Origin of the sequence: Pseudomonas khavaziana (assembly GCF_019145205.1) — a bacterium.
GTDB classification, from domain to species: domain Bacteria; phylum Pseudomonadota; class Gammaproteobacteria; order Pseudomonadales; family Pseudomonadaceae; genus Aquipseudomonas; species Aquipseudomonas khavaziana.
Genome location: NZ_JAHSTT010000007.1, coordinates 139,498 through 161,656, shown reverse-complemented (window position 1 = coordinate 161,656; position 22,159 = coordinate 139,498). Strand labels below are relative to the sequence as shown.

At 60.4% G+C, this 22,159-nt stretch carries 18 protein-coding genes; 1 reads left to right on the top strand and 17 read right to left on the bottom strand.

The window, feature by feature from the left end; genetic code table 11:
• Positions 1-11: 11 nt before the first annotated feature.
• From nuoH to KVH01_RS18250, 16 genes are all read right to left on the bottom strand, one after another.
• Positions 12-1,019, bottom strand: a complete 1,008-nt coding sequence (nuoH, locus tag KVH01_RS18325) for an NADH-quinone oxidoreductase subunit NuoH (RefSeq protein WP_043046584.1) — start codon at positions 1,017-1,019, stop codon at positions 12-14.
• A complete protein-coding gene (gene nuoG / locus KVH01_RS18320; protein WP_217882365.1) occupies positions 1,016-3,730 on the bottom strand; it encodes an NADH-quinone oxidoreductase subunit NuoG in 2,715 nt (904 codons plus the stop codon). The genes nuoH and nuoG overlap by 4 nt, the downstream gene beginning before the upstream one ends.
• 135 nt (positions 3,731-3,865) lie before the next feature.
• Entirely contained in the window at positions 3,866-5,221 is a 1,356-nt protein-coding gene (gene nuoF / locus KVH01_RS18315) for an NADH-quinone oxidoreductase subunit NuoF (protein ID WP_027606325.1), read from the bottom strand.
• Positions 5,218-5,715, bottom strand: a complete 498-nt coding sequence (nuoE, locus tag KVH01_RS18310) for an NADH-quinone oxidoreductase subunit NuoE (protein ID WP_003232080.1) — start codon at positions 5,713-5,715, stop codon at positions 5,218-5,220. The genes nuoF and nuoE overlap by 4 nt, the downstream gene beginning before the upstream one ends.
• 2 nt (positions 5,716-5,717) lie before the next feature.
• Positions 5,718-7,502, bottom strand: a complete 1,785-nt coding sequence (gene nuoC / locus KVH01_RS18305) for an NADH-quinone oxidoreductase subunit C/D (RefSeq protein ID WP_217882364.1) — start codon at positions 7,500-7,502, stop codon at positions 5,718-5,720.
• Positions 7,503-7,574: 72 nt separating this feature from the next.
• Positions 7,575-8,249 (bottom strand): NuoB/complex I 20 kDa subunit family protein, encoded by a 675-nt coding sequence (locus KVH01_RS18300; protein ID WP_003174719.1) that lies wholly within the window; start codon positions 8,247-8,249, stop codon positions 7,575-7,577.
• A gap of 10 nt (positions 8,250-8,259) precedes the next feature.
• A complete protein-coding gene (locus KVH01_RS18295) occupies positions 8,260-8,673 on the bottom strand; it encodes an NADH-quinone oxidoreductase subunit A (protein ID WP_003219575.1) in 414 nt (137 codons plus the stop codon).
• Between the two features lie 656 nt (positions 8,674-9,329).
• Positions 9,330-10,655 carry an isocitrate lyase gene (gene aceA, locus KVH01_RS18290; RefSeq protein WP_043046591.1) on the bottom strand — a complete coding sequence of 442 codons (1,326 nt, stop codon included), beginning with the start codon at positions 10,653-10,655 and terminating at the stop codon, positions 9,330-9,332.
• 493 nt (positions 10,656-11,148) lie between these two features.
• Entirely contained in the window at positions 11,149-11,886 is a 738-nt protein-coding gene (locus KVH01_RS18285; RefSeq protein ID WP_217882363.1) for a secretin N-terminal domain-containing protein, read from the bottom strand.
• A 228-nt stretch (positions 11,887-12,114) separates the two neighbouring features.
• Positions 12,115-12,537 carry a GNAT family N-acetyltransferase gene (locus KVH01_RS18280; RefSeq protein WP_217882362.1) on the bottom strand — a complete coding sequence of 141 codons (423 nt, stop codon included), beginning with the start codon at positions 12,535-12,537 and terminating at the stop codon, positions 12,115-12,117.
• Entirely contained in the window at positions 12,530-13,696 is a 1,167-nt protein-coding gene (locus tag KVH01_RS18275; protein WP_217882361.1) for a ribosomal protein uL16 3-hydroxylase, read from the bottom strand. Before KVH01_RS18275 ends, KVH01_RS18280 begins: the two co-directional genes overlap by 8 nt.
• A gap of 84 nt (positions 13,697-13,780) precedes the next feature.
• On the bottom strand, positions 13,781-15,151 hold the full coding sequence (gene purB, locus KVH01_RS18270) for an adenylosuccinate lyase (RefSeq protein ID WP_217882360.1): 1,371 nt from the start codon (positions 15,149-15,151) through the stop codon (positions 13,781-13,783).
• Between the two features lie 124 nt (positions 15,152-15,275).
• Positions 15,276-15,899 (bottom strand): high frequency lysogenization protein HflD, encoded by a 624-nt coding sequence (gene hflD / locus KVH01_RS18265; RefSeq protein ID WP_124358899.1) that lies wholly within the window; start codon positions 15,897-15,899, stop codon positions 15,276-15,278.
• Positions 15,896-17,020, bottom strand: coding sequence for a tRNA 2-thiouridine(34) synthase MnmA (gene mnmA / locus KVH01_RS18260; RefSeq protein ID WP_046068636.1), 1,125 nt, complete (start codon positions 17,018-17,020; stop codon positions 15,896-15,898). The genes hflD and mnmA overlap by 4 nt, the downstream gene beginning before the upstream one ends.
• Positions 17,021-17,079: 59 nt before the next feature.
• Positions 17,080-17,526 carry an NUDIX hydrolase gene (locus KVH01_RS18255; RefSeq protein ID WP_217882359.1) on the bottom strand — a complete coding sequence of 149 codons (447 nt, stop codon included), beginning with the start codon at positions 17,524-17,526 and terminating at the stop codon, positions 17,080-17,082.
• A gap of 220 nt (positions 17,527-17,746) precedes the next feature.
• On the bottom strand, positions 17,747-19,972 hold the full coding sequence (locus tag KVH01_RS18250) for an NADP-dependent isocitrate dehydrogenase (protein ID WP_217882358.1): 2,226 nt from the start codon (positions 19,970-19,972) through the stop codon (positions 17,747-17,749).
• 491 nt (positions 19,973-20,463) lie between these two features.
• Here KVH01_RS18250 and icd point away from each other — a divergent pair, with 491 nt between their 5' ends.
• Positions 20,464-21,720 (top strand): NADP-dependent isocitrate dehydrogenase, encoded by a 1,257-nt coding sequence (gene icd / locus KVH01_RS18245; protein ID WP_217882357.1) that lies wholly within the window; start codon positions 20,464-20,466, stop codon positions 21,718-21,720.
• 64 nt (positions 21,721-21,784) lie between these two features.
• Here the strand turns inward: icd and cspD are convergent, their stop codons facing one another.
• Positions 21,785-22,063: a cold shock domain-containing protein CspD gene (gene cspD / locus KVH01_RS18240; RefSeq protein WP_217882356.1), complete on the bottom strand. Its 279-nt coding sequence runs from the start codon at positions 22,061-22,063 to the stop codon at positions 21,785-21,787.
• Positions 22,064-22,159: the final 96 nt, after the last annotated feature.

The window sequence follows — 22,159 nt, the reverse complement described above, 5'->3', positions numbered from 1 at the left end:
GGGTCAAATCCTCACTGAACCGCGGCAGCTGGCGTGTTCAACAACACGACGGCAGCCGTCACCAGCAAATTGATCAGGGTCAGCGGCAGGCAGAATCTCCAGCTGAAATCCATCACCTGGTCATAGCGTGGGCGCGGAATCGAGGCGCGCAGCAGGATGAACAGCATGATGAAGAACGCGGTCTTCAAGAAGAACCAGAAGAAGGCCAACTGCGGCAGGATGCCGAACGGACCGTGCCAGCCGCCGAAGAACAGCGTGACCAGCAGGGCCGAGATCAAGATGATGCCGATGTACTCACCGACGAAGAACATGCCCCACTTCATGCCGGCATATTCAATGTGGTAACCGTCGGCCAGTTCCTGTTCCGCTTCCGGCTGGTCGAACGGGTGACGGTGAGTCACGGCAACGCCAGCGATGAAGAAGGTACAGAAGCCAAAGAACTGCGGAATGATGAACCACAGGTTCTGCGCCTGGTACTCGACGATGTCGCGCATGTTGAACGAGCCAACCTGCACCACGATGCCCATCAGTGCCAACCCCATGAACACTTCATAGGATACGGTTTGCGCCGAGGCACGCAAGCTGCCCAGCAGGGCGAACTTGTTGTTACTGGCCCAACCGGCGAACAGCACCGCATACACCGACAAACCGGCCATGGCGAAGAAGAACAGCAAGCCGATGTTCAGGTCTGCCACGCCCCAGGTCGGGGTGATCGGGATGATCGCGAAAGCGACCAGCAAGGCGCTCATGGCCACGACCGGTGCCAGGGTGAAGATCACCTTGTCGGCAAACGGCGGGGTCCAGTCTTCCTTGAAGAACATTTTCAGCATGTCGGCAGCGATCTGGAACATGCCGAACGGGCCAACGCGGTTCGGACCGTAGCGGTCCTGCCACCAGCCCAACAGGCGACGCTCGACGAAGCTGAGCAGGGCGCCCGCCACGACCACGGCCAACAGGATCACGATGGCCTTGACCACCGAGATGATCACGTCAATTACTTCCGGCGTGAACCAAGTCATTGCGCTGCCTCCTGCAGACCGTCAACGGTTTTGCCGAAAATGGCAGGCGGAATACCGGCGAGGCCTTTAGGCAGTGCAACCAGGCCAGCGCCCAACTCCTCGTTGATACGCAGCGGCAGGCGCAGGGTCTGGCCGGCCACGTTGAGGCTGAGCAGCGCACCGTCGTTGACGCCCAGGCGATCGGCTTCGGACTTGGCCAGCGACACGTAGGCAGCAGGGATGCGTTCCTGCACCGGTGCGGCCTTGGAAGAGGTTTCTTCGCTGCCGAACAGGTGGAAGAACGGCACGACCTGCCAGGTGCCCGGGGCCGGGTTGAATGGACGCGGTACCGCAGCGAACCAGTTCAGCGAGTCGCCGGTGCTTTCGATCAGGCGGGTGCCCGGGTCGCCAGCACGGATGTGACCACCGACTTCGTCCTGGAACTTGTTCCAGGCCTGCGGCGAGTTCCAGCCCGGCGACCAGGCAAACGGCACCTGCTGACGCGGTTCGGCCGAACCCGAGTAACCTTCCATGGAGAAGGCGAACGCGGTGTCGTTGTCCTGCGGGGTACGCGGTTCGTGCACGCTGATGTCAGCACGCATGGCGGTACGACCGGAGTAGCGCAGCGGTTCACGGGCCAGTTTAAGGCCCTTGATACGGAACGCGGCGGACGGCGCAGCGTCGACGATGCGTGCCAACTGCGGGGCACTCGCAGCGGTGGCGGCGGTGACGTGGTCGAGCTGGGTCCAGTCAATCGGCTGGTTCAGCAGGGTCGCGCGCAGGGCATGCAGCCAGCGCCAGCCTTCGTGCACCAGGATGCTGGCGTCCATGTACTTCGGATCGAACACCTGGAAGAAGCGCTGGGCGCGGCCTTCCTGGCTGACCAGGGTACCGTCGCCTTCAGCGAAGGTGGCGGCTGGCAGCACCAGGTCGGCACGTTCGCTGGTGGCGGTCTTCTGGTGGTCGGCGACGATCAGCACCTTGGCGGCGTTGAGCGCAGCGTCAACCTTGGCGGCGTCGGTGCGGGTGTACAGGTCGTTTTCCAGTACCACGATGGCGTCGGCGTCGCCGTCGGTCACCGCTTGCAGGGCGGCGTCCAGTGACTCGCCACCGAGCATGGCCAGGCCGAGGCTGTTGGCTTCCGGCACCACCAGGCTGATGGAACCGTTCTTGTCGCGCAGCTTCAGGGCTTTGGCGATATTCGCAGCAGCCTCAATCAGCGCCTTGGAACCCAACGAGGTGCCGGCGATGATCAATGGGCGCTTGGCAGCCAGCAGGGCGTCGGCGATGCGCTGGGCCAGTTCGACCGCTTCGGTGTCCAGGCCTTCGACGGCAGGCGCGCTGGCGTCGAGGGCGTGGGCCACGGCAAAACCGATACGAGCCAGGTCGTCCGGTGCGGCGTGGACGCATTCTTCGGCGATGTCGTCGAGCTTGGTTTCAGCCAGGGAAGCGATAAACAACGGGTTCAGCGCGTGCTGGCCGATGTTTTTCACCGCGGCGTCGAGCCACGGCTGCACGCGCATGGCGTCGGCCATTTCCTCGGCCTTGCCTTTGACCGACTGGCGCAGCGACAGGGCGATGCGGGCGGCGGTCTGGGTCAGGTCTTCACCGAGCACGAAGATGGCATCGTGGTCTTCGATGTCGCGCATGTTCGGCACTGGCAGCGGGCTGTCATTGAGCACTTGCAGGACCAGGCGGATACGCTCCAGCTCACCGGCTTCGATACCGCAATAGAAGTGCTCGGCGCCGACGAGTTCGCGCAAAGCGAAGTTGCTTTCGAGGCTGGCACGCGGCGAACCGATACCGACGATGTTGCGCCCGCGCAGCAGGTCGGCGGCTTTATCCAGCGCCGCGTCCAGGCTCAGCTTGGCGCCATCGGCCAGCAGTGGCTGGCGTGGGCGGTCTTCGCGGTTGACGTAGCCATAGCCGAAACGGCCACGGTCGCACAGGAAGTACTGGTTGACCGAACCATTGAAGCGGTTTTCGATGCGACGCAATTCACCGTAGCGTTCGCCCGGCGAGATGTTGCAACCGCTGGAGCAGCCATGGCAGATGCTCGGTGCGAACTGCATGTCCCACTTACGGTTGTAGCGCTCGGAGTGGGTCTTGTCGGTGAACACACCGGTCGGGCAGACCTCGGTGAGGTTGCCGGAGAATTCGCTCTCGAGCACGCCGTCTTCAACGCGACCGAAGTACACGTTGTCGTGGGCGCCGAACACACCCAGGTCGGTGCCGCCGGCGTAGTCTTTATAGAAGCGCACGCAGCGGTAGCAGGCGATGCAGCGGTTCATCTCGTGGGAAATGAACGGGCCGAGGTCCTGGTTCTGGTGGGTACGCTTGGTGAAGCGATAACGGCGCTCGTTGTGGCCGGTCATCACCGTCATGTCTTGCAGGTGGCAGTGACCGCCTTCCTCACAGACCGGGCAGTCGTGGGGGTGGTTGGTCATCAGCCATTCGACAACGCTGGCGCGGAACGCCTTGGATTCTTCATCGTCGATGGAGATCCAGGTGTTGTCGGTGGCTGGGGTCATGCAGGACATGACAATACGACCACGGGTGTCGTTCTCGTCGGTGTATTGCTTGACCGCACACTGGCGACAGGCACCGACGCTACCGAGCGCGGGGTGCCAGCAGAAATACGGGATATCGAGGCCGAGTGACAGACATGCCTGTAACAGGTTGTCTGCCCCATCGACTTCGAGCGCTTTGCCGTCTACGTGGATAGTGGCCATGGTTCAAAGTTCTTCGTTGGCCCGTTGTCAGCGGGCGTGGCTAATGGAATCTTGTTATTCATGTGCATCTACACAGCCTTGAGGGCGTCAGCACATGAGCAGGCAAAGGGCACGGACCCTTCGCCTGTTTAAGCGTTACGCGCCGACTACAATCGGCCTTGCCAGAGGCGGGACGGCGGCGCTGGTAGGCGCGATGCCGGCTTCGAACTCCGAGCGGAAATATTTGATTGCGCTGCCCAATGGCTCCACGGCGCCCGGTGCGTGAGCACAGAAGGTCTTGCCCGGGCCGAGGAAACCGACCAGGCCCAGCAGGGTCTCGATATCACCCTCGCGACCTTCGCCGTTTTCCAGTGCCATCAGCAGCTTGACGCTCCACGGCAGGCCGTCACGGCATGGGGTGCAGAAGCCGCAGGATTCACGGGCAAAGAACTGCTCCATGTTGCGCAGCAGCGACACCATGTTCACCGTGTTGTCCACTGCCATCGCCAGGCCAGTGCCCATGCGGGTGCCGACCTTGCCGATGCCGCCGGCATACATTTGTGCGTCCAGGTGCTCAGGAAGCAGGAAACCGGTACCGGCACCGCCTGGCTGCCAGGCTTTCAAGGTGTAGCCGTCGCGCATGCCGCCGGCGTAGTCCTCGAACAGCTCGCGGGCGGTTACGCCGAACGGCAGTTCCCACAGGCCAGGGTTCTTGACCTTGCCGGAGAAGCCCATGAGCTTGGTGCCCATGTCTTCGCTGCCTTCACGGGCCAGGGATTTGTACCAGTCCACGCCGTCGGCGATGATCGCCGGCACGTTGCACAGGGTCTCGACGTTGTTCACGCAGGTCGGCTTGCCCCACACGCCGACGGCGGCAGGGAAGGGCGGCTTGGAGCGCGGGTTGGCACGGCGGCCTTCGAGGGAGTTGATCAGTGCGGTTTCTTCGCCGCAGATATAACGCCCGGCGCCGGTGTGCACGAACAGTTCGAAATCAAAACCGGAACCGAGGATGTTCTTGCCCAACAGCCCTGCGGCCTTGGCTTCTGCCACGGCACGGTTGAGGTGCTTGGCGGCGGTGGTGTATTCGCCACGCAGGAAGATGTAGCCCCGGTAGGTTTTCAGCGCACGGGCGCTGATCAGCATGCCTTCGATCAGCAGATGGGGCAGTTGCTCCATCAGCATGCGGTCTTTCCAGGTGTTGGGCTCCATTTCATCCGCGTTGCACAGCAGGTAGCGGATATTGATGGATTCGTCTTTGGGCATCAGGCCCCACTTCACGCCGGTGGGGAAGCCCGCACCGCCGCGGCCTTTGAGGCCCGCGTCTTTCACGGTCTGGACGATATCGTCCTGGGCCATGTCGGCGAAGGCTTTGCGCGCAGCCGCGTAGCCGTTCTTGGCCTGGTATTCGTCGAGCCATACCGGCTCGCCGTCGTCACGCAGACGCCAGGTCAGCGGGTGAGTCTCGGCCGATCGCTTGATCAGGTTGGCCGGGCCGAAGGAAGTCAGGGTCATGGGTAGCCCTCGAGCAATTGGGTCACGCCAGCAGGCTGTACGTCACCGAATGTGTCGTCGTCGATCATCAACGCCGGCGCCTTGTCACAGTTGCCCAGGCAGCACACCGGCAGCAGCGTGAAACGGCCGTCTGCGGTGGTCTGGCCGAGGCCGATGCCCAGCTTGGCCTGGATCTCGCTGACCACGGACTCGTGGCCACCGATGTAGCAGACCATGCTGTCGCACACGCGGATGATGTGGCGGCCCACCGGCTGGCGGAAGATCTGGCTGTAGAACGTCGCCACGCCTTCAACATCGCTGGCCGGAATGCCGAGGATCTCGCCGATGGCGTAGAGGGCGCCGTCCGGCACCCAGCCACGTTCCTTCTGCACGATCTTCAAGGCTTCGATCGACGCCGCGCGCGGGTCTTCGTAGTGATGCAGCTCGTGCTCGATGGCCGAGCGCTCGGTTTCACTCAAGGTGAAACGGTCTGTCTGGATAAGCGTGCTGTTCATGCTTAGCGGTCCACGTCGGCCATAACGAAATCGATACTACCCAGGTACGCAATCAAGTCCGCGACCATCTCGCCTTTGATCACCGAAGGGATCTGTTGCAAGTGGGCAAAGCTTGGGGTGCGAATCCGGGTGCGGTAGCTCATGGTGCCGCCATCGCTCGTCAGGTAATAACTGTTGATACCCTTGGTCGCTTCAATCATCTGGAAGGACTCGTTGGCCGGCATCACCGGGCCCCACGAGACTTGCAGGAAGTGCGTGATCAGGGTTTCGATGTGCTGCAGCGTGCGCTCTTTGGGCGGCGGCGTGGTCAGCGGGTGATCCGCCTTGTACGGTCCAGCCGGCATGTTGCGCATGCACTGCTCGATGATCTTCAGGCTCTGGCGCATTTCTTCGACACGCACGATGCAACGGTCGTAGGCATCGCCATTGGCCGCCAGCGGCACTTCGAATTCGAAGTTCTCGTAGCCGGAGTACGGGCGCGCCTTGCGCAGGTCGAAGTCGCAACCGGTGGATCGCAGGCCGGCACCGGTGACGCCCCACTCCAGGGCTTCCTTGGTGTTGTACTGCGCAACACCGATGGTGCGGCCCTTGAGGATGCTGTTGTCCAGCGCGGCTTTCTGGTACTCGTCCAGACGCTTGGGCATCCAGTCGATGAATTCCTTGACCAGGCGCTCCCAGCCGTTGGGCAGGTCGTGGGCCACGCCGCCGATGCGGTACCAGGCCGGGTGCAGGCGGAAACCGGTGATGGCTTCGATAACCTTGTAGGCGCGCTGACGGTCGGTGAAGGTGAAGAACACCGGTGTCATGGCGCCGACGTCCTGGATATAGGTACCCAGGAACAGCAGGTGGCTGGTGATGCGGAAGAACTCGGCCATCATGATGCGGATGATGTCGACGCGGTCCGGCACCTTGATACCGGCCAGCTTCTCCACCGAGAGCACGTACGGCAGGTTGTTCATCACGCCGCCGAGGTAGTCGATACGATCGGTGTAGGGGATGAAGCTGTGCCACGACTGACGCTCGGCCATCTTCTCGGCACCACGATGGTGGTAGCCGATGTCCGGCACGCAGTCGACGATTTCTTCGCCGTCCAGTTGCAGGATGATACGGAAGGCACCGTGGGCCGAAGGGTGGTTCGGGCCCAGGTTGAGGAACATGTAGTCCTCGTTGGTGCCGGAACGCTTCATGCCCCAGTCTTCCGGACGGAAGCGCGCAGCCTCTTCTTCAAGCTGCTGCTTGGCCAGGGTCAGGCTGAACGGGTCGAATTCGGTGGCGCGGGCAGGGTAGTCCTTGCGCAGCGGGTGACCTTCCCAGGTTGGCGGCATCATGATGCGCGTCAGGTGCGGGTGGCCGGGGAAGTCGATGCCGAACATGTCCCAGACTTCGCGCTCGTACCAGCTGGCGTTGGGCCAGATGCCGGTCACGGTCGGAATGCTGAGGTCGTTTTCGCTCAGGGCGACCTTGATCATCACGTCACTGTTACGTTCCAGCGACATCAAGTGGTAGAACACGGTGAAATCGGCGCCGCTCGGCAGCCCCTGGCGCTTGGTGCGCAGACGCTCGTCCACGCCATGCAGGTCATAGAGCATGACGTACGGCTTGGGCAGGTTGCGCAGGAAGCTCAGGACTTCGACGAGCCTGGCACGCGCCACCCACAGCACCGGCATGCCGGTGCGTGTGGCCTGGGCGGTGAAGGCGTCAGGGCCAAAACGGTTATTGAGTTCGACAACCACGTCCTGGTCGTCTGCCTTATAAGGCGGGATGTACAGAGCACTGCCTGTAGTCATGGTTTTTTATCGCTTTCGGTCAACGTAAAGAATGAAGCCAGGTTTTCGTTCTATAAAAGAAGCGGGTCTGGATCAGACTTCGTCGGGGCTGCGCAGGTTGGTGACTGCGATTCGCTGTTCGCGGCGCTGTTCCTTTTGGGACGGCATCTCGGCGCGGTACACGCCTTGATCACCGACGACCCAGGACAGCGGGCGACGCTCCTTGCCAATCGATTCCTGCAACAGCATCAAGCCTTGCAGAAATGCCTCGGGGCGGGGCGGGCAGCCAGGCACGTAGACGTCCACGGGCAGGAACTTGTCCACCCCTTGAACGACGGAGTAGATGTCGTACATGCCACCGGAGTTGGCGCACGAACCCATGGAAATAACCCATTTCGGCTCGAGCATTTGCTCATAGAGACGCTGGATGATCGGCGCCATCTTGATGAAGCAGGTACCGGCGATAACCATGAAATCCGCCTGGCGCGGTGATGCCCGGATCACTTCGGCGCCAAAGCGCGCGATGTCGTGGGGCGCCGTGAAGGCGGTGGTCATTTCCACGTAGCAGCACGAAAGGCCGAAGTTGTACGGCCACAGGGAGTTTTTACGCCCCCAGTTGACCGCGCCACTCAGCACGTCTTCCAGCTTGCCCATGTAGATGTTCTTGTGGACTTGGTCTTCTAACGGGTCGGAAACGGTTTCCCGTTCGCCGATGGGGTACTGCTCGTTAGGAGCATCCGGGTCGATCCTGGTGAGATTGTATTGCATTGCCAAAGCCTCATTGTTTCAGCTTCGCCTGCCGCTTGCGACGAGCTTCCGGAGCCCAGTCAAGGGCGCCCACTCGGAACAGGTAGACAAGACCTGCCAACAGAATTGCTATGAAAACGAGAGCTTCGACGAATCCGGTCCAGCCGCTTTCGCGGACGGACACAGACCAGGCAAAGAGAAAGAGGGCTTCGATATCGAAGATCACGAACAGCATCGCGACCAGATAGAATTTGGCTGAGAGCCGCAAGCGGGCGCCACCTGTAGGTAGCATGCCGGACTCGAACGGTTCGTTTTTGCTGCGGCCCCAGGCTTTTGACCCGAGGAGGCTGGAGACGCCGAGCATGAAGGCGCAGAGGCCGACAACACCGAGGAGGAAAATGGCAAAGCCCCAGTTGTGGGCCATGAGTCCTGTCGCTTCGGTCATGCTGGAAATCCTTAACAGAGAGCAAAGGTCTCTGAGCTCGAAAAAGTAACGATGCAGTGACGATATGTCGCACTGCAATCAATCGCGATGATTTTATGGCTAAACACCGGGCAAGTAAAATTCCTGGGGTGAAATTATTCGGTGGAATAAGCACATAGTGCACCTTCTTGGGGCTGTAGCCCTTGTGGTGTGGGCATTAGCGAGCTTTTCATCAATTATGTTTTGTTTAAGCGGTAACGAAGTTTTCAAGCGCTAAATGATAATGAATATTGTTTGCGCGGGGTTTAAGCGAGTGTTTCTCATGTGGCGCGGGAAGTTAGCGTTACTTGCTTGAGTGTCGCTTAGTTGTCGCAACGGCTCTTTTACCCGATCGGGCCTGTGCGGATACCGCTCTGGATCAATGTTTTGCGCAAAAACCCAGCTCATACGCGTGCTCTCTGTAGGAGCGAGCTTGCTCGCGAAAATCGTCAACGATAACGCGGGTAACCAGCCAGCCGGCGGTGCTCTCAGGTTTTTCGCGAGCAAGCTCGCTCCTACAGGGGGCTATGAGCCTTTTTTTGAGGCAAAAAAAACGCCCCGAACCAGTCGGGGCGTGATTGTTGTGCGGCACTGCGGTTAGGTCTTCCGTGGGGCCGCGATGGCCGTGTACTCGGTACTTAGTGGAACTGATCTTCTTCGGTCGAACCGGTCAGCGCAGTCACCGACGAGGTGCCGCCCTGGATCACGGTGGTCATGTCATCGAAGTAGCCGGTGCCCACTTCCTGCTGGTGCGCCACGAAGGTGTAGCCCTTGGCGGCGTCAGCGAATTCCTGCTCCTGCAGCTTCACGTAGGCGGTCATGTCGTTGCGGGCGTAGTCGTGCGCCAGGTTGAACATGCTGTGCCACATGTTGTGAATGCCGGCCAGGGTAATGAACTGGTGCTTGTAGCCCATTGCCGACAGTTCACGCTGGAACTTGGCGATGGTCGCGTCGTCCAGGTTTTTCTTCCAGTTGAAGGAAGGCGAGCAGTTGTAGGACAGCAGTTGGTCCGGGTATTCCTTCTTGATCGCTTCGGCGAAGCGACGGGCTTCGTCCAGGTCCGGCTTGGCGGTTTCGCACCAGATCAGGTCGGCGTATGGCGCGTAGGCCAGGCCGCGGGCAATGGCCTGGTCGAGACCGGCGCGGACTTTATAGAAGCCTTCCTGGGTACGTTCGCCGGTCACGAACGGCTGGTCGTACGGGTCGCAGTCCGAAGTCAGCAGGTCAGCAGCGTTGGCATCGGTACGGGCCAGGATGATGGTCGGCGTGCCGGCAACGTCAGCGGCCAAACGGGCAGCGGTCAGCTTTTGTACGGCTTCCTGGGTCGGTACCAGTACCTTGCCGCCCATGTGGCCGCATTTCTTTACTGACGCAAGCTGGTCTTCGAAGTGCACACCGGCAGCGCCAGCCTCGATCATGCTCTTCATCAGCTCGTAGGCGTTCAGTACGCCGCCGAAACCGGCTTCGGCGTCAGCCACGATGGGCGCGAAGTAGTCGATGTAGCCTTCATCGCCTGGGTTCTTGCCGGCTTTCCACTGGATCTGGTCGGCACGACGGAACGAGTTGTTGATGCGCTTGACCACAGTCGGCACGGAGTCCACCGGGTACAGCGACTGGTCGGGGTACATGGATTCAGCGGAGTTGTTGTCCGCTGCCACTTGCCAGCCGGACAGGTAGATCGCCTGGATACCGGCTTTTACCTGTTGTACTGCCTGGCCGCCAGTGAGGGCGCCCATGCAGTTGACGAAATCTTTGTCGGGACGGAAGGACGGCTTGGCACCTTGGGTGACCAGGTTCCACAGCTTCTCGGCGCCGAGTTTTGCAAAGGTGTGCTCAGGTTGGACCGAGCCACGCAGGCGGACGACGTCAGCAGCGGAATAAGCGCGGGTCACGCCTTTCCAGCGTGGGTTTTCAGCCCAGTCTTTTTCAAGGGCTGCAATTTGCTGTTCGCGTGTCAGTGCCATGGGGAAAAACCTCGTCGCATAGGTCTAGGTGGAAAATTCCATTTGCCAGCCACGGATTGAATCCGTGGTGATGGCTGCTCGCTGACCAGAAGCTCAAGTGGTCAAGCCGGGCTTGGCGGGGAAGGCGACGGATGAACGAGTGGCTCAAGGCGGAGTTGAGCAGGTAAAGGCGAACTGCGAACGGTCTTCGGGCGTCGTGGGCCTTTGTACGATCCATCAGTGCGTAGCCGGGTTACCTGGTTAGCTTCCGTCCCTCGGGACAACTTCGTTCCAGTCGCAACCTCGTCAAACACGCCTTGTGGGCAGTACAGACACGAATCGGCTCAGGTGGGTAACTTGGAGCAGCGATCCGAAGGCCCTTGCCAGGGCCCCTGATTAGCGGGAGCGAGGCCATCATGCCCATGCTTTTTTGGATCGTCAAATGTTTTGTAGTGCTTTTTTTAAGGCACTACATCTTTAGTCTTATACGACTCGTCAGTCAGTTTTCGGTGCTTCAGTTCAGGGTGTCGACCTTGACCCGCAAAGTCAGGTCATCGCGGCCCTGAGTAGAGTAGCTGCGGGTTGTAGAGGATTTATCGGCCTGGGTCTCACGATTGATGCCCGCCAGGGTGATCCATTCGCCCAGGCGCCCGCTGACGGTTGTGTCGGTACTCTGCACGTTCACTACATCGGGACGTTCCTGGCTCATGCGGTCACGGTTGGTACTGATGGCCAGGTGTACGGTCTCACCGGTAACGCTGGCAGTCACGTAGAGACCCTGGGTGACGTTGCGATACTGGGTCTGGTTCTGCAGGCGGCCGTAGCTATCCTGTTGGGTGGTGGTCAGCGGTACGCTCTGGCCAACCTGGATCAGCGCCGGCACGCCTTCGCTGGCCTGGATCTGCTGGACGCCGCCATCGCGGCTGGCGGTGCCGTAGCTGATGGTGCGGGTCTGGCTGTCGCCGCTGTTCTGCTGGTTGGTTTCGTTGGTGTCGACGGTGATCAGCAGGCGCTTGGCCGGTGTGTCCAGTTGGGAGAGCAAGGTGCGCAAGCCCTCGACCTTGTCGGGCTGTGCATTGACGATCAACTGGTTGCCGTAGGCGCTGACAGTGCCGTCCTTGCCGATGAAGTTTTGGGCTACAGGCAGCAGGTCGGCGCTGGTGCGGTTGCTCAGGTTGACGACTTGGGTGTCGGCCATGGCCGAAACGCTGGCGGTCAGGAGGAGGGCGGTGAGCAGGGTGCGTAGGGACATGTCCGTTATCTCTGCGAGTCATTTGCTTGATAGTGCCAGTTTGTCGGCCTGGTGGGTCGCAAATTGAATCGTAGACGGCAAAATGCCCTGGCAGGCAGGGCATTTTGAGGTGTTGCTGATAGGACTATCGGGAGCGAGCCCCCTCCCACATTTGACCGAGTACATCCTAAGAATGCGGCCAAAATGTGGGAGGGGGCTTGCTCCCGATACAGGCGACTGGGTCTTGAGTCAGCCCTCGCGCACCATATCCACATGGGGAATCCCCACTTCCAGGAATTCCTCACTGACAATCTTGAAGCCCAACCGCTCATAAAACGGCGCTGCATACACCTGCGCACTGAGAAATTGCTTGGTCTGACCACGTTTTTCGGCCACGCCAATCACTGTTTCCATCAGCTTGTCGCCCACCTTCAACCCGCGCCAATCCTTGAGCACCGACACGCGACCAATCTCGCCGCTGGGCAGCAGGCGCGCGGTGCCAATCGGGAAGTCGCCTTCGAATGCAAGGAAGTGCATGGCGCCGGCATCGTCGGCGTCCCACTCAAGCTCGGCCGGAACCGATTGTTCAGCGATAAATACCGCTTCACGAATGCGCCGAATCTCGGCGATGTCCTTTTGCCAGTCCGCGACACTTACGTGAATCTTATTCATCCGCAAACCCCAGGCTGCCTTGCTTGACCAGTTCGCACAGCAGGTCGCGGCCGTCTTCGTCCGCCAACCAGTCGCCGAGGTTCTCGCTGTGCAAAGCATCAGCCGAGCACACCAGCTTCAGCAGATCACGCAGCTTGCCTGGCAGGTAACGGCTCTGGCCGCTGGCGAACAGCAGCACATCGTCGTCGACTTCGGACCAGGCCAGGCGCGCGCTTGGGTTGCGCACCAGGATCGCGCCATCTTGCAGGCTGCTGATGAAATCCTCTTCGCCCAGTTCTTCGCCGGCCACCAGTTCGGGGTAGCGCGGTTCGGTCATGAACTGGCCGAACCAGGTCAGCAGCATGCGCTCGTCGCTCATGTGCTCGGCCAAAAGACCCTTGAGTCGGTCGAGGGCGTCGCTCTGGATCTGGTGCGGGTCACTGACCGGCTGGGCGTCGGCGTCGGTGTAGCGCTCTTCGTCGGTCAGGTACTGGCTGAGGAAGTCGGTGAAGTGGGTCAGCACTTCAGCGGCGCTTGGGGCGCGGAATCCCACCGAGTAGGTCATGCAGTCATCTTCGGCAATACCGAAATGAGCGAGGCGCGGTGGCAGGTAGAGCATGTCGCCCGGTTCCAGTACCCATTCGGCGGACTCTTCGAATTCGGCCAGGATGCGCAGGTCGGCGTGTTGCAGCAGCGGGCTCTCGGAGCTGCACATCTGGCCGATCTTCCAGTTGCGCTTGCCCTGGGCTTGCAGCAGGAACACGTCATAGTTGTCGAAGTGCGGGCCGACGCTGCCGCCCGGCGCCGCGAAGCTGATCATCACATCGTCGATGCGCCAGCTCGGCAGGAAGCGGAACTGTTCGAGCAACTCAGCCACTTCCGGCACGAACTGGTCAACCGCTTGCACCAGCAAGGTCCACTCACGCTCAGGCAGGGTGCTGAAGGCGTCTTCGGCGAACGGGCCGCGACGCAGTTCCCACGGGCGTTCGCCGTGTTCGATGACCAGGCGCGACTCGACTTCTTCTTCCAGCGCTAAGCCTGCCAGTTCGTCGGCGTCGATCGGGCTTTCGAAATCAGGGATGGCCTGGCGGATCAGCAGCGGCTTTTTCTGCCAGTAGTCGCGCAGGAATTCCCGTGCCGTGATGCCGCCCAGAAGTTGAAGAGGAATGTCAGGATTCATGTGTAACCTATTGAAAAAAAGCACTTTTCAGACTGGAATAAAAACGCCCGGCGCGGCCGGGCGTCTCAAAGGGGCTTGCTTGAATCAGATGCGCTTGGCTTGCTCTACGGCGTTGCCGATGTAGTTGGCCGGGGTGAGCAGTTTCAGCTCGGCCTTGGCCGCGGCTGGCATGTCCAGGCCGTCAATGAAAGTCTGCAGTGCTTCGGGGCTGATGCCCTTGCCGCGCGTCAACTCTTTGAGCTTCTCGTAGGGGTTTTCGATGTTGTAGCGGCGCATCACGGTCTGGATCGGCTCGGCCAATACTTCCCAGCAGGCGTCCAGGTCGGCGGCGATCTTCTGCTCGTTGAGCTCAAGCTTGCTGATGCCCTTGAGGCTGGCTTCGTAGGCGATCACGCTATGAGCGAAGCCCACGCCGAGGTTGCGCAATACGGTGGAGTCGGTCAGGTCGCGCTGCCAGCGGGAGATCGGCAACTTGCTGGCCAGGTGCTGGAACAGGGCGTTGGCGATGCCGAGGTTGCCTTCGGAGTTTTCGAAGTCGATCGGGTTGACCTTGTGCGGCATGGTCGACGAACCGATTTCACCGGCAATAGTGCGCTGCTTGAAATAGCCCAGGGAGATGTAGCCCCAGATATCGCGATCAAAGTCGATCAGGATGGTGTTGAAACGCGCAATGGCGTCGAACAGCTCGGCGATGTAGTCGTGGGGTTCGATCTGCGTGGTGTACGGGTTGAAGTCCAGGCCCAGCTCGTCTTCGATGAAGGCGCGGGCGTTGGCTTCCCAGTCGATCTCAGGGTAGGCCGAGAGGTGGGCGTTGTAGTTGCCCACGGCGCCGTTGATCTTGCCAAGCAATGGTACGGCGGCGACCTGGGCGATCTGGCGCTCCAGGCGGTACACCACGTTGGCCAGTTCCTTGCCCAGGGTGGTTGGCGAAGCGGGCTGGCCATGGGTGCGCGACAGCATCGGCACGGCGGCGAAACGGATCGCCAGCTCACGGATGGCTTCGGCAGTCTGGCGCATCAGGGGCAGCATGACGTCATCGCGGCCTTCACGCAGCATCAGGGCGTGGGACAGGTTGTTGATGTCCTCGCTGGTGCAGGCAAAGTGGATGAACTCGCTGACCTGGGCCAGTTCCGGCAGTTTGGCCGCTTGCTCTTTGAGCAGGTATTCGATGGCCTTGACGTCGTGGTTGGTGGTGCGCTCGATCTCTTTCACACGCTCGGCGTGCTCCAGGGAGAAGTTTTCCGCCAGGGTATTCAATACAGCGTCAGCTTCGGCCGAAAATGCCGGCACTTCGCTGATGGCGGGGTGAGCGGCCAGGCGCTGGAGCCAGCGCACTTCAACCAGAACGCGGGCACGGATCAGGCCGTATTCGCTGAAAATAGGGCGCAGGGCCTGGGTTTTGCCGGCGTAGCGGCCGTCAACAGGGGAAACCGCAGTGAGCGAAGAGAGCTGCATGGGGTGTTCTCGGACAGTCGGGCAACGAAATGGGGCGCGTATCATACATGAAAAAATCCGCCGGTCCGTTGCCAACTGACCGGCGTATTACGCGTAACGGCTTGAAAAGGCCTGTCGCTGCGACTTATTCGTTGCGCATCAACGGGTAAAGCTCTTTGAGCAATTTGCGCCGGCTGATCACCAACTGCCAGCGATGACCGCCCAACTGCCGCCACAACCGCGCCGAGCGAATACCGGCCAGGAGCAGGGCGCGGATTTTCGAGGCATTGTTGGGTTGTTGCAGGTTGCGCATGTCGCCGTGCACCTGAATACGTTGGCGCAAGGTGCTCAAGGTGTCCTGGTACAGCGCGCCACAGGCAGCGATCACGTTTTCGTGGGCCGGGCCAAAGTGTTCCACCTGGGACTGGATCTGCGGCAGGCGCTTGCCGATGGCTTCGAGCATGTCGTCACGCTTGGCCAGTTGGCGCTCAAGACCGAGCATCGACAAGGCATAGCGCAATGGCTCGCGCTGCAAGGTACTGGGGTCGCGTTCGAGGGCGCCGATCAGTGCGCGATAACCTTCGCGCAACGCCAGGTCATCACCGCCGTAGACCTCCAGGGTGTCCTTGGGGTCGCGGATCAACAGGCTGCCGAGCATGCACGTCAGGCCGGCTTCGGTGACCTGGCCGGTCTTGGCGATCTTGTCCACCAGCACGGCGGCGAGAAAGACCCCGCCGAGTGCGGTCAATTGCTCCTGGGTCGGGCTCATGCCGGGCTGCTCCAGGCTTGCGCGACTTCGATCACGCCGCCGCCCAGGCAGATTTCACCGTCATAGAACACCACGGATTGGCCTGGGGTGACCGCGCGTTGCGGGTCATCGAAGGTGGCGCGGTAGCCCGTGGCGGTTTTTTCCAGGGTGCAGGGCTGGTCGCTCTGGCGATAGCGCACCTTGGCGGTCAGGCGGCGCGGCGTGCTCAAGTCGATCGGGTTGACCCAATAGATTTCGGAAGCGAGCAGGGCGCCGGAGAACAGCAGTGGGTGCTCGTTGCCCTGGCCGACGATCAGCACATTGTTTTCCAGGTCCTTGACCAGCACGTACCATGGCTCTTCGCCGGCGTCTTTCAGGCCGCCGATGCCCAGGCCCTGGCGCTGGCCGATGGTGTGGTACATCAGGCCGTGGTGGCGGCCGATCACTTCACCTTCGGTGGTCTTGATTTCACCCGGCTGCGCCGGCAGGTACTGCTTGAGGAAGTCGCTGAAGCGGCGCTCGCCGATAAAGCAGATACCGGTGGAATCTTTCTTCTTGGCAGTGGCCAGGCCATGTTTCTCTGCGATTTTGCGTACTTCGGGCTTTTCCAGCTCGCCCACCGGGAACAGGGTCTTGGCGATCTGTTCACCGCCGACGGCATGCAGGAAGTAGCTCTGGTCCTTGTTCGGGTCCAGGCCCTTGAGCAGTTCGGTGCGGCCATCGATATCGCGACGGCGCACGTAGTGGCCAGTGGCAATCAGGTCGGCGCCGAGCATCATTGCGTAATCGAGGAACGCCTTGAACTTGATCTCGCGGTTGCACAGGATGTCCGGGTTCGGTGTGCGTCCGGCCTTGTATTCGGCCAGGAAGTGTTCGAACACGTTGTCCCAGTACTCGGCGGCGAAGTTGGCGGTGTGCAGTTTGATGCCGATCTTGTCGCACACGGCCTGGGCGTCCGCCAGGTCGTCCATGGCGGTGCAGTATTCCGTTCCATCGTCTTCTTCCCAGTTCTTCATGAACAGGCCTTCCACCTCATAACCCTGCTCCATGAGCAGAACGGCGGAAACGGAAGAGTCCACGCCGCCGGACATGCCGACGATGACGCGCTTCTTTTGTGTGTCAGAAGGGGCTGGATCACGCATAGGGTTTCAACGGGTGTCTTGAAAAAGGACGCGATTCTATCAGGCCCGGGCCGCTAAGGCTAAAGAGAAGGGCGGATCAATTCGAGACTGTGGTGCTGGCCGGCCAGATAATCATCGATGCAGCGGATGATCAGCTCGCTGCGCCAGTCGTCGCGCACGGTCATCAGCTCGTCACGGGTCAGCCAGCGGGCGCGGAGGATGCCTTCGTCGAGTTGATAGTCCGGGTGGTGTTTCAGCGCTTTGGCGATGAAGCAGACCCGCTGATAGGTCACGCCGTTGCTGGGGGCGGTGTAGAGGTAGATGCCGACGATGCCGGTGGCTTCGACATCCCAGCCGGTTTCCTCGAGGGTTTCGCGTACGGCGGCTTCGGTCAGGGTTTCGTTCGGGTCCAGGTGGCCGGCGGGCTGGTTGAGCACGGCACGGCCACCCTTGAGTTCTTCGACCATCAGGAAACGGCCGTTGTCTTCGACGATGGTGGCGACGGTGATGTGGGGGAGCCAGGTCATGGGATGCCTCGATTCAGGACGCAGTGCGTCTTACAGCAGGATTACAGTCAGTGTGGGAGGGGGCTTGCTCCCGATGAGAGAGGGTCAGTAAATACATCTGGGGCTGACCCACTGCCATCGGGAGCAAGCCCCCTCCCACATTTTTATCCGGTTTCTACAGTTGAGCGGTAGAAACAGAAACCCCGGCACTGGGCCGGGGCTTCTTTGCATCGTTACAACCTTACTTCAACTTGGCAATCGCCGCATTCAAGGTGTTGCTTGGGCGCATGGCCTTGCTGGTCAACTCCGGGTTCGGCGCGTAGTAGCCACCGATGTCCACTGGCTTGCCCTGTACGGCGTTGAGCTCGGCAACGATGGTTGCTTCGTTCGCGGCCAGGGTCTGGGCCAGTTCGCCGAACTGCGCTTGCAGTGCAGTGTCTTCGGTCTGGGCGGCCAGGGCTTGTGCCCAGTACAGCGCCAGGTAGAAGTGGCTGCCGCGGTTGTCGATGTTGCCGACTTTGCGCGATGGCGACTTGTTGTTGTCCAGGAACTGGCCGGTGGCCTGGTCCAGGGTCTTGGACAGTACCAGCGCTTTCGGGTTGTTGTATGTCACACCCAAATGCTCAAGGGACGCGGCCAGGGCCAGGAACTCGCCCAGGGAATCCCAGCGCAGGAAGTTTTCTTCCAGCAGTTGCTGCACGTGTTTCGGCGCCGAACCGCCAGCGCCGGTTTCGAACAGGCCGCCGCCGTTCATCAGCGGCACGATCGACAGCATCTTGGCGCTGGTGCCCAGTTCCATGATCGGGAACAAGTCGGTGAGGTAGTCGCGCAGTACGTTACCGGTCACCGAGATGGTGTCCAGGCCCTTGCGGGTGCGTTCCAGGGTAAACTTCATCGCGTCGACCGGGGCCATGATGCGGATGTCCAGGCCTTCGGTGTTGTGGTCTTTCAGGTACGCCTGGACCTTCTCGACTACGACGCCATCGTGGGCACGCTGAGGGTCCAGCCAGAAGATGGCCGGGGTGTTGCTGGCGCGGGCACGGTTGACGGCGAGCTTGACCCAGTCCTGGATCGGCGCGTCTTTGGTCTGGCACATGCGGAAGATGTCGCCGGCTTCGACGTTCTGTTCCATCAGCAGGTTGCCCTGGCTGTCGGTGACGCGGACGACGCCGTCGGCCTTGATCTGGAAGGTCTTGTCGTGGGAACCGTATTCTTCGGCTTTCTTGGCCATCAGGCCAACGTTTGGCACGCTGCCCATGGTGGTCGGGTCGAAGGCGCCATTGGCCTTGCAGTCTTCGATGACCGCCTGGTAGATGGTGGCGTAGCAGCGATCCGGGATCACCGCCTTGGTGTCGTGCAGTTGGCCGTCGGTGCCCCACATCTTGCCGGAGTCACGGATCATGGCTGGCATCGAGGCGTCGACGATGACGTCGCTCGGCACGTGCAGGTTGGTGATGCCTTTGTCGGAGTTGACCATCGCCAGGGCAGGGCGAACGGCGTAGACCGCCTGGATGTCGGCTTCGATCTGCGCTTGCTGGTCAGCCGGCAGCGCCTTGATGCGGGCGTACAGGTCGCCGATGCCGTTGTTCAGGTTGAAGCCGATCTGCTCCAGTACTGCAGCGTGCTTGGTCAGGGCATCTTTGTAGAACTCGGCAACGATCTGGCCGAACATGATCGGGTCGGAGACCTTCATCATGGTGGCTTTCAAGTGAACCGACAGCAGCACGCCTTGTTGCTTGGCGTCTTCGATTTCAGCGGCGATGAAGCTGCGCAGGGCTTTCTTGCTCAGCACGGCGGTGTCGATGATTTCGCCGGCCTGGACGCTGGTCTTTTCCTTCAGCACGGTGGTGGTGCCGTCCTGGGCAACCAGCGCGATTTTGACAGCGTCAGCGGCTTCGATCTGCACGGCTTTTTCGCTGCCGTAGAAGTCGCCATTGCTCATGTGGGCAATATGCGACTTGGAGTCGGCAGCCCAGGCGCCCATCTTGTGCGGGTGCTTGCGTGCATAGTTCTTGACCGACAGCGGTGCGCGGCGGTCGGAGTTGCCTTCGCGCAGGACCGGGTTCACGGCGCTGCCCTTGACCTTGTCGTAACGTGCACGGGTTTCTTTTTCCGCGTCGGTGGTTACGGTTTCAGGGTAGTCCGGCAGGGCATAGCCCTGGGCCTGCAGTTCCTTGATCGCGGCTTGCAGCTGCGGGGTCGAGGCGCTGATGTTCGGCAGCTTGATGATGTTGGCTTCAGGTGTAACGGCCAGGTCGCCCAGTTCGGCGAGGTGGTCCGGGATAGCCTTGTCGCCCAGTTGCTCGGGGAAGCTTGCGAGGATGCGCCCTGCGAGGGAAATGTCGCGGGTTTCCACGGCAATATCAGCGGAAGCGGTGAAGGCCTCTACGATAGGCAGCAGTGAATAGGTGGCGAGGGCTGGGGCTTCGTCGGTGAAGGTGTAGATGATCTTCGAGCGGGTGGGCATATTCGGATTAACTCTCTTCTTTGCTGAAAGCGTGCGCAGAAACTCGAGATGCGCCGGGTGGAGCGCGTTCGTTCAAGTCATCCATGAGCGAAAGGTCGAGGTTTCTTCGCGGTGATGTTGGGTTGCATCAGTCGAGCGTCAAGCGGGTGGACTATTGTATTAGTCCTGCTTTGCAGCGGAGGGCCATGTTCTAGAGCGGTCCGCCGTCGTGACTCTTTGGTCAGCGGCGGCATTATACATAGGTCGCTATGCTTACGCCGAGCCTTCATACAAAAGGCGGGTCGTCCATTGGTCTAAAGGTCGCAGGTGCCGCTTACGCCTAAAGTCGCACGTTGTGCTCAGGATTGGCACTTTTACCTTTGATTTCAGGCTTGTAGACGACAAGTTACGCTGTTTTCGATGCAAATGAGCATGGCGCGAGGTTTCAGTCGCCATTTATCTGGAGTAGGCTCGAACGCAGCCAGATGTTCAATCCATAGATGGAGTTCAGCATGGGATACAAGAAGATTCAGGTTCCGGCAGTCGGCGACAAAATCACCGTCAATGCAGACCATTCTCTCAATGTTCCTGACCAACCGATCATCCCCTATATCGAAGGTGACGGTATCGGCGTCGACATCAGCCCGGTGATGATCAAGGTGGTCGACGCAGCTGTTGAAAAGGCTTATGGCGGCAAGCGCAAGATCTCGTGGATGGAGGTTTATGCCGGCGAAAAGGCTACACAGGTCTACGACCAGGATACCTGGCTGCCCCAGGAAACCCTGGATGCGGTCAAGGATTACGTGGTGTCCATCAAAGGGCCGCTGACCACGCCGGTCGGTGGTGGTATTCGCTCACTGAACGTGGCGCTGCGCCAGCAGCTCGACCTGTATGTGTGCCTGCGCCCGGTGCGCTGGTTCGAAGGCGTACCCAGCCCGGTCAAGAAACCTGGCGACGTGGACATGACCATCTTCCGCGAGAACTCCGAGGATATTTACGCCGGCATCGAGTGGAAAGCTGGTTCGCCTGAGGCGATCAAGGTAATCAAGTTTCTCAAGGAGGAAATGGGCGTTACCAAGATCCGTTTCGACCAGGACTGCGGGATCGGCGTCAAACCGGTGTCGAAAGAAGGCACCAAGCGCCTGGCGCGCAAGGCCCTGCAATATGTCGTGGATAACGACCGCGATTCGCTGACCATCGTGCACAAAGGCAACATCATGAAGTTCACCGAAGGTGCCTTCAAGGAATGGGCCTACGAAGTGGCGGCCGAAGAGTTCGGTGCGGCCCTGCTGGACGGCGGTCCGTGGATGCAGTTCAAGAACCCCAGGACCGGCAAGAACGTAGTGGTCAAGGATGCCATCGCCGACGCCATGCTCCAGCAGATCCTGCTGCGTCCAGCTGAATATGACGTCATCGCGACGCTTAACCTGAACGGCGACTACCTGTCTGACGCCCTGGCAGCGGAAGTGGGCGGTATTGGTATTGCCCCGGGGGCCAACCTGTCTGACACCGTGGCGATGTTCGAAGCGACCCACGGCACGGCGCCCAAATATGCGGGCAAGGACCAGGTCAACCCGGGCTCATTGATCCTGTCGGCAGAAATGATGCTGCGCCATATGGGCTGGACCGAGGCGGCTGACCTGATTATCAAGGGCACCAATGGTGCGATTTCGGCCAAGACGGTGACCTATGACTTCGAGCGCCTGATGGATGGCGCTACGTTGGTGTCGTCGTCGGGGTTTGGCGATGCGTTGATCAAGCACATGTAAGCAGGCAAAAAAAACCGGCCGTTCTGATGATTCAGAATGGCCGGTTTGGCATTCAAGGCTATGCTCAGTGGCTGATCAGGCCAGTTGCTTTTTTGATTTTTTGAGCGGGCGCTTCCGTTGTTGCAGTGTCTTTAGGGGCGATGGCCGTACCGATATTCACAGCGTGCTTGCCCTTGGGGCCTTGAATAATTTCAAAGCAGACAGGCTGGCCCGCTTTCAATGTCTTATACCCATCCATCTTGATCGCTGAGTAATGCGCAAAAAGGTCTTCATCCTTGCCGTCCTCGATAATGAAGCCGTAACCCTTGGCATTGTTGAACCACTTGACCTTACCACTAGCCATTCCCATATCCCTCTGCACCAGACTCCATCACTGGAGTATCATCCTGTCTATCCGTCCTAACCCGAATAAATAAGGTTGACTGCGCGGACCTTTTTT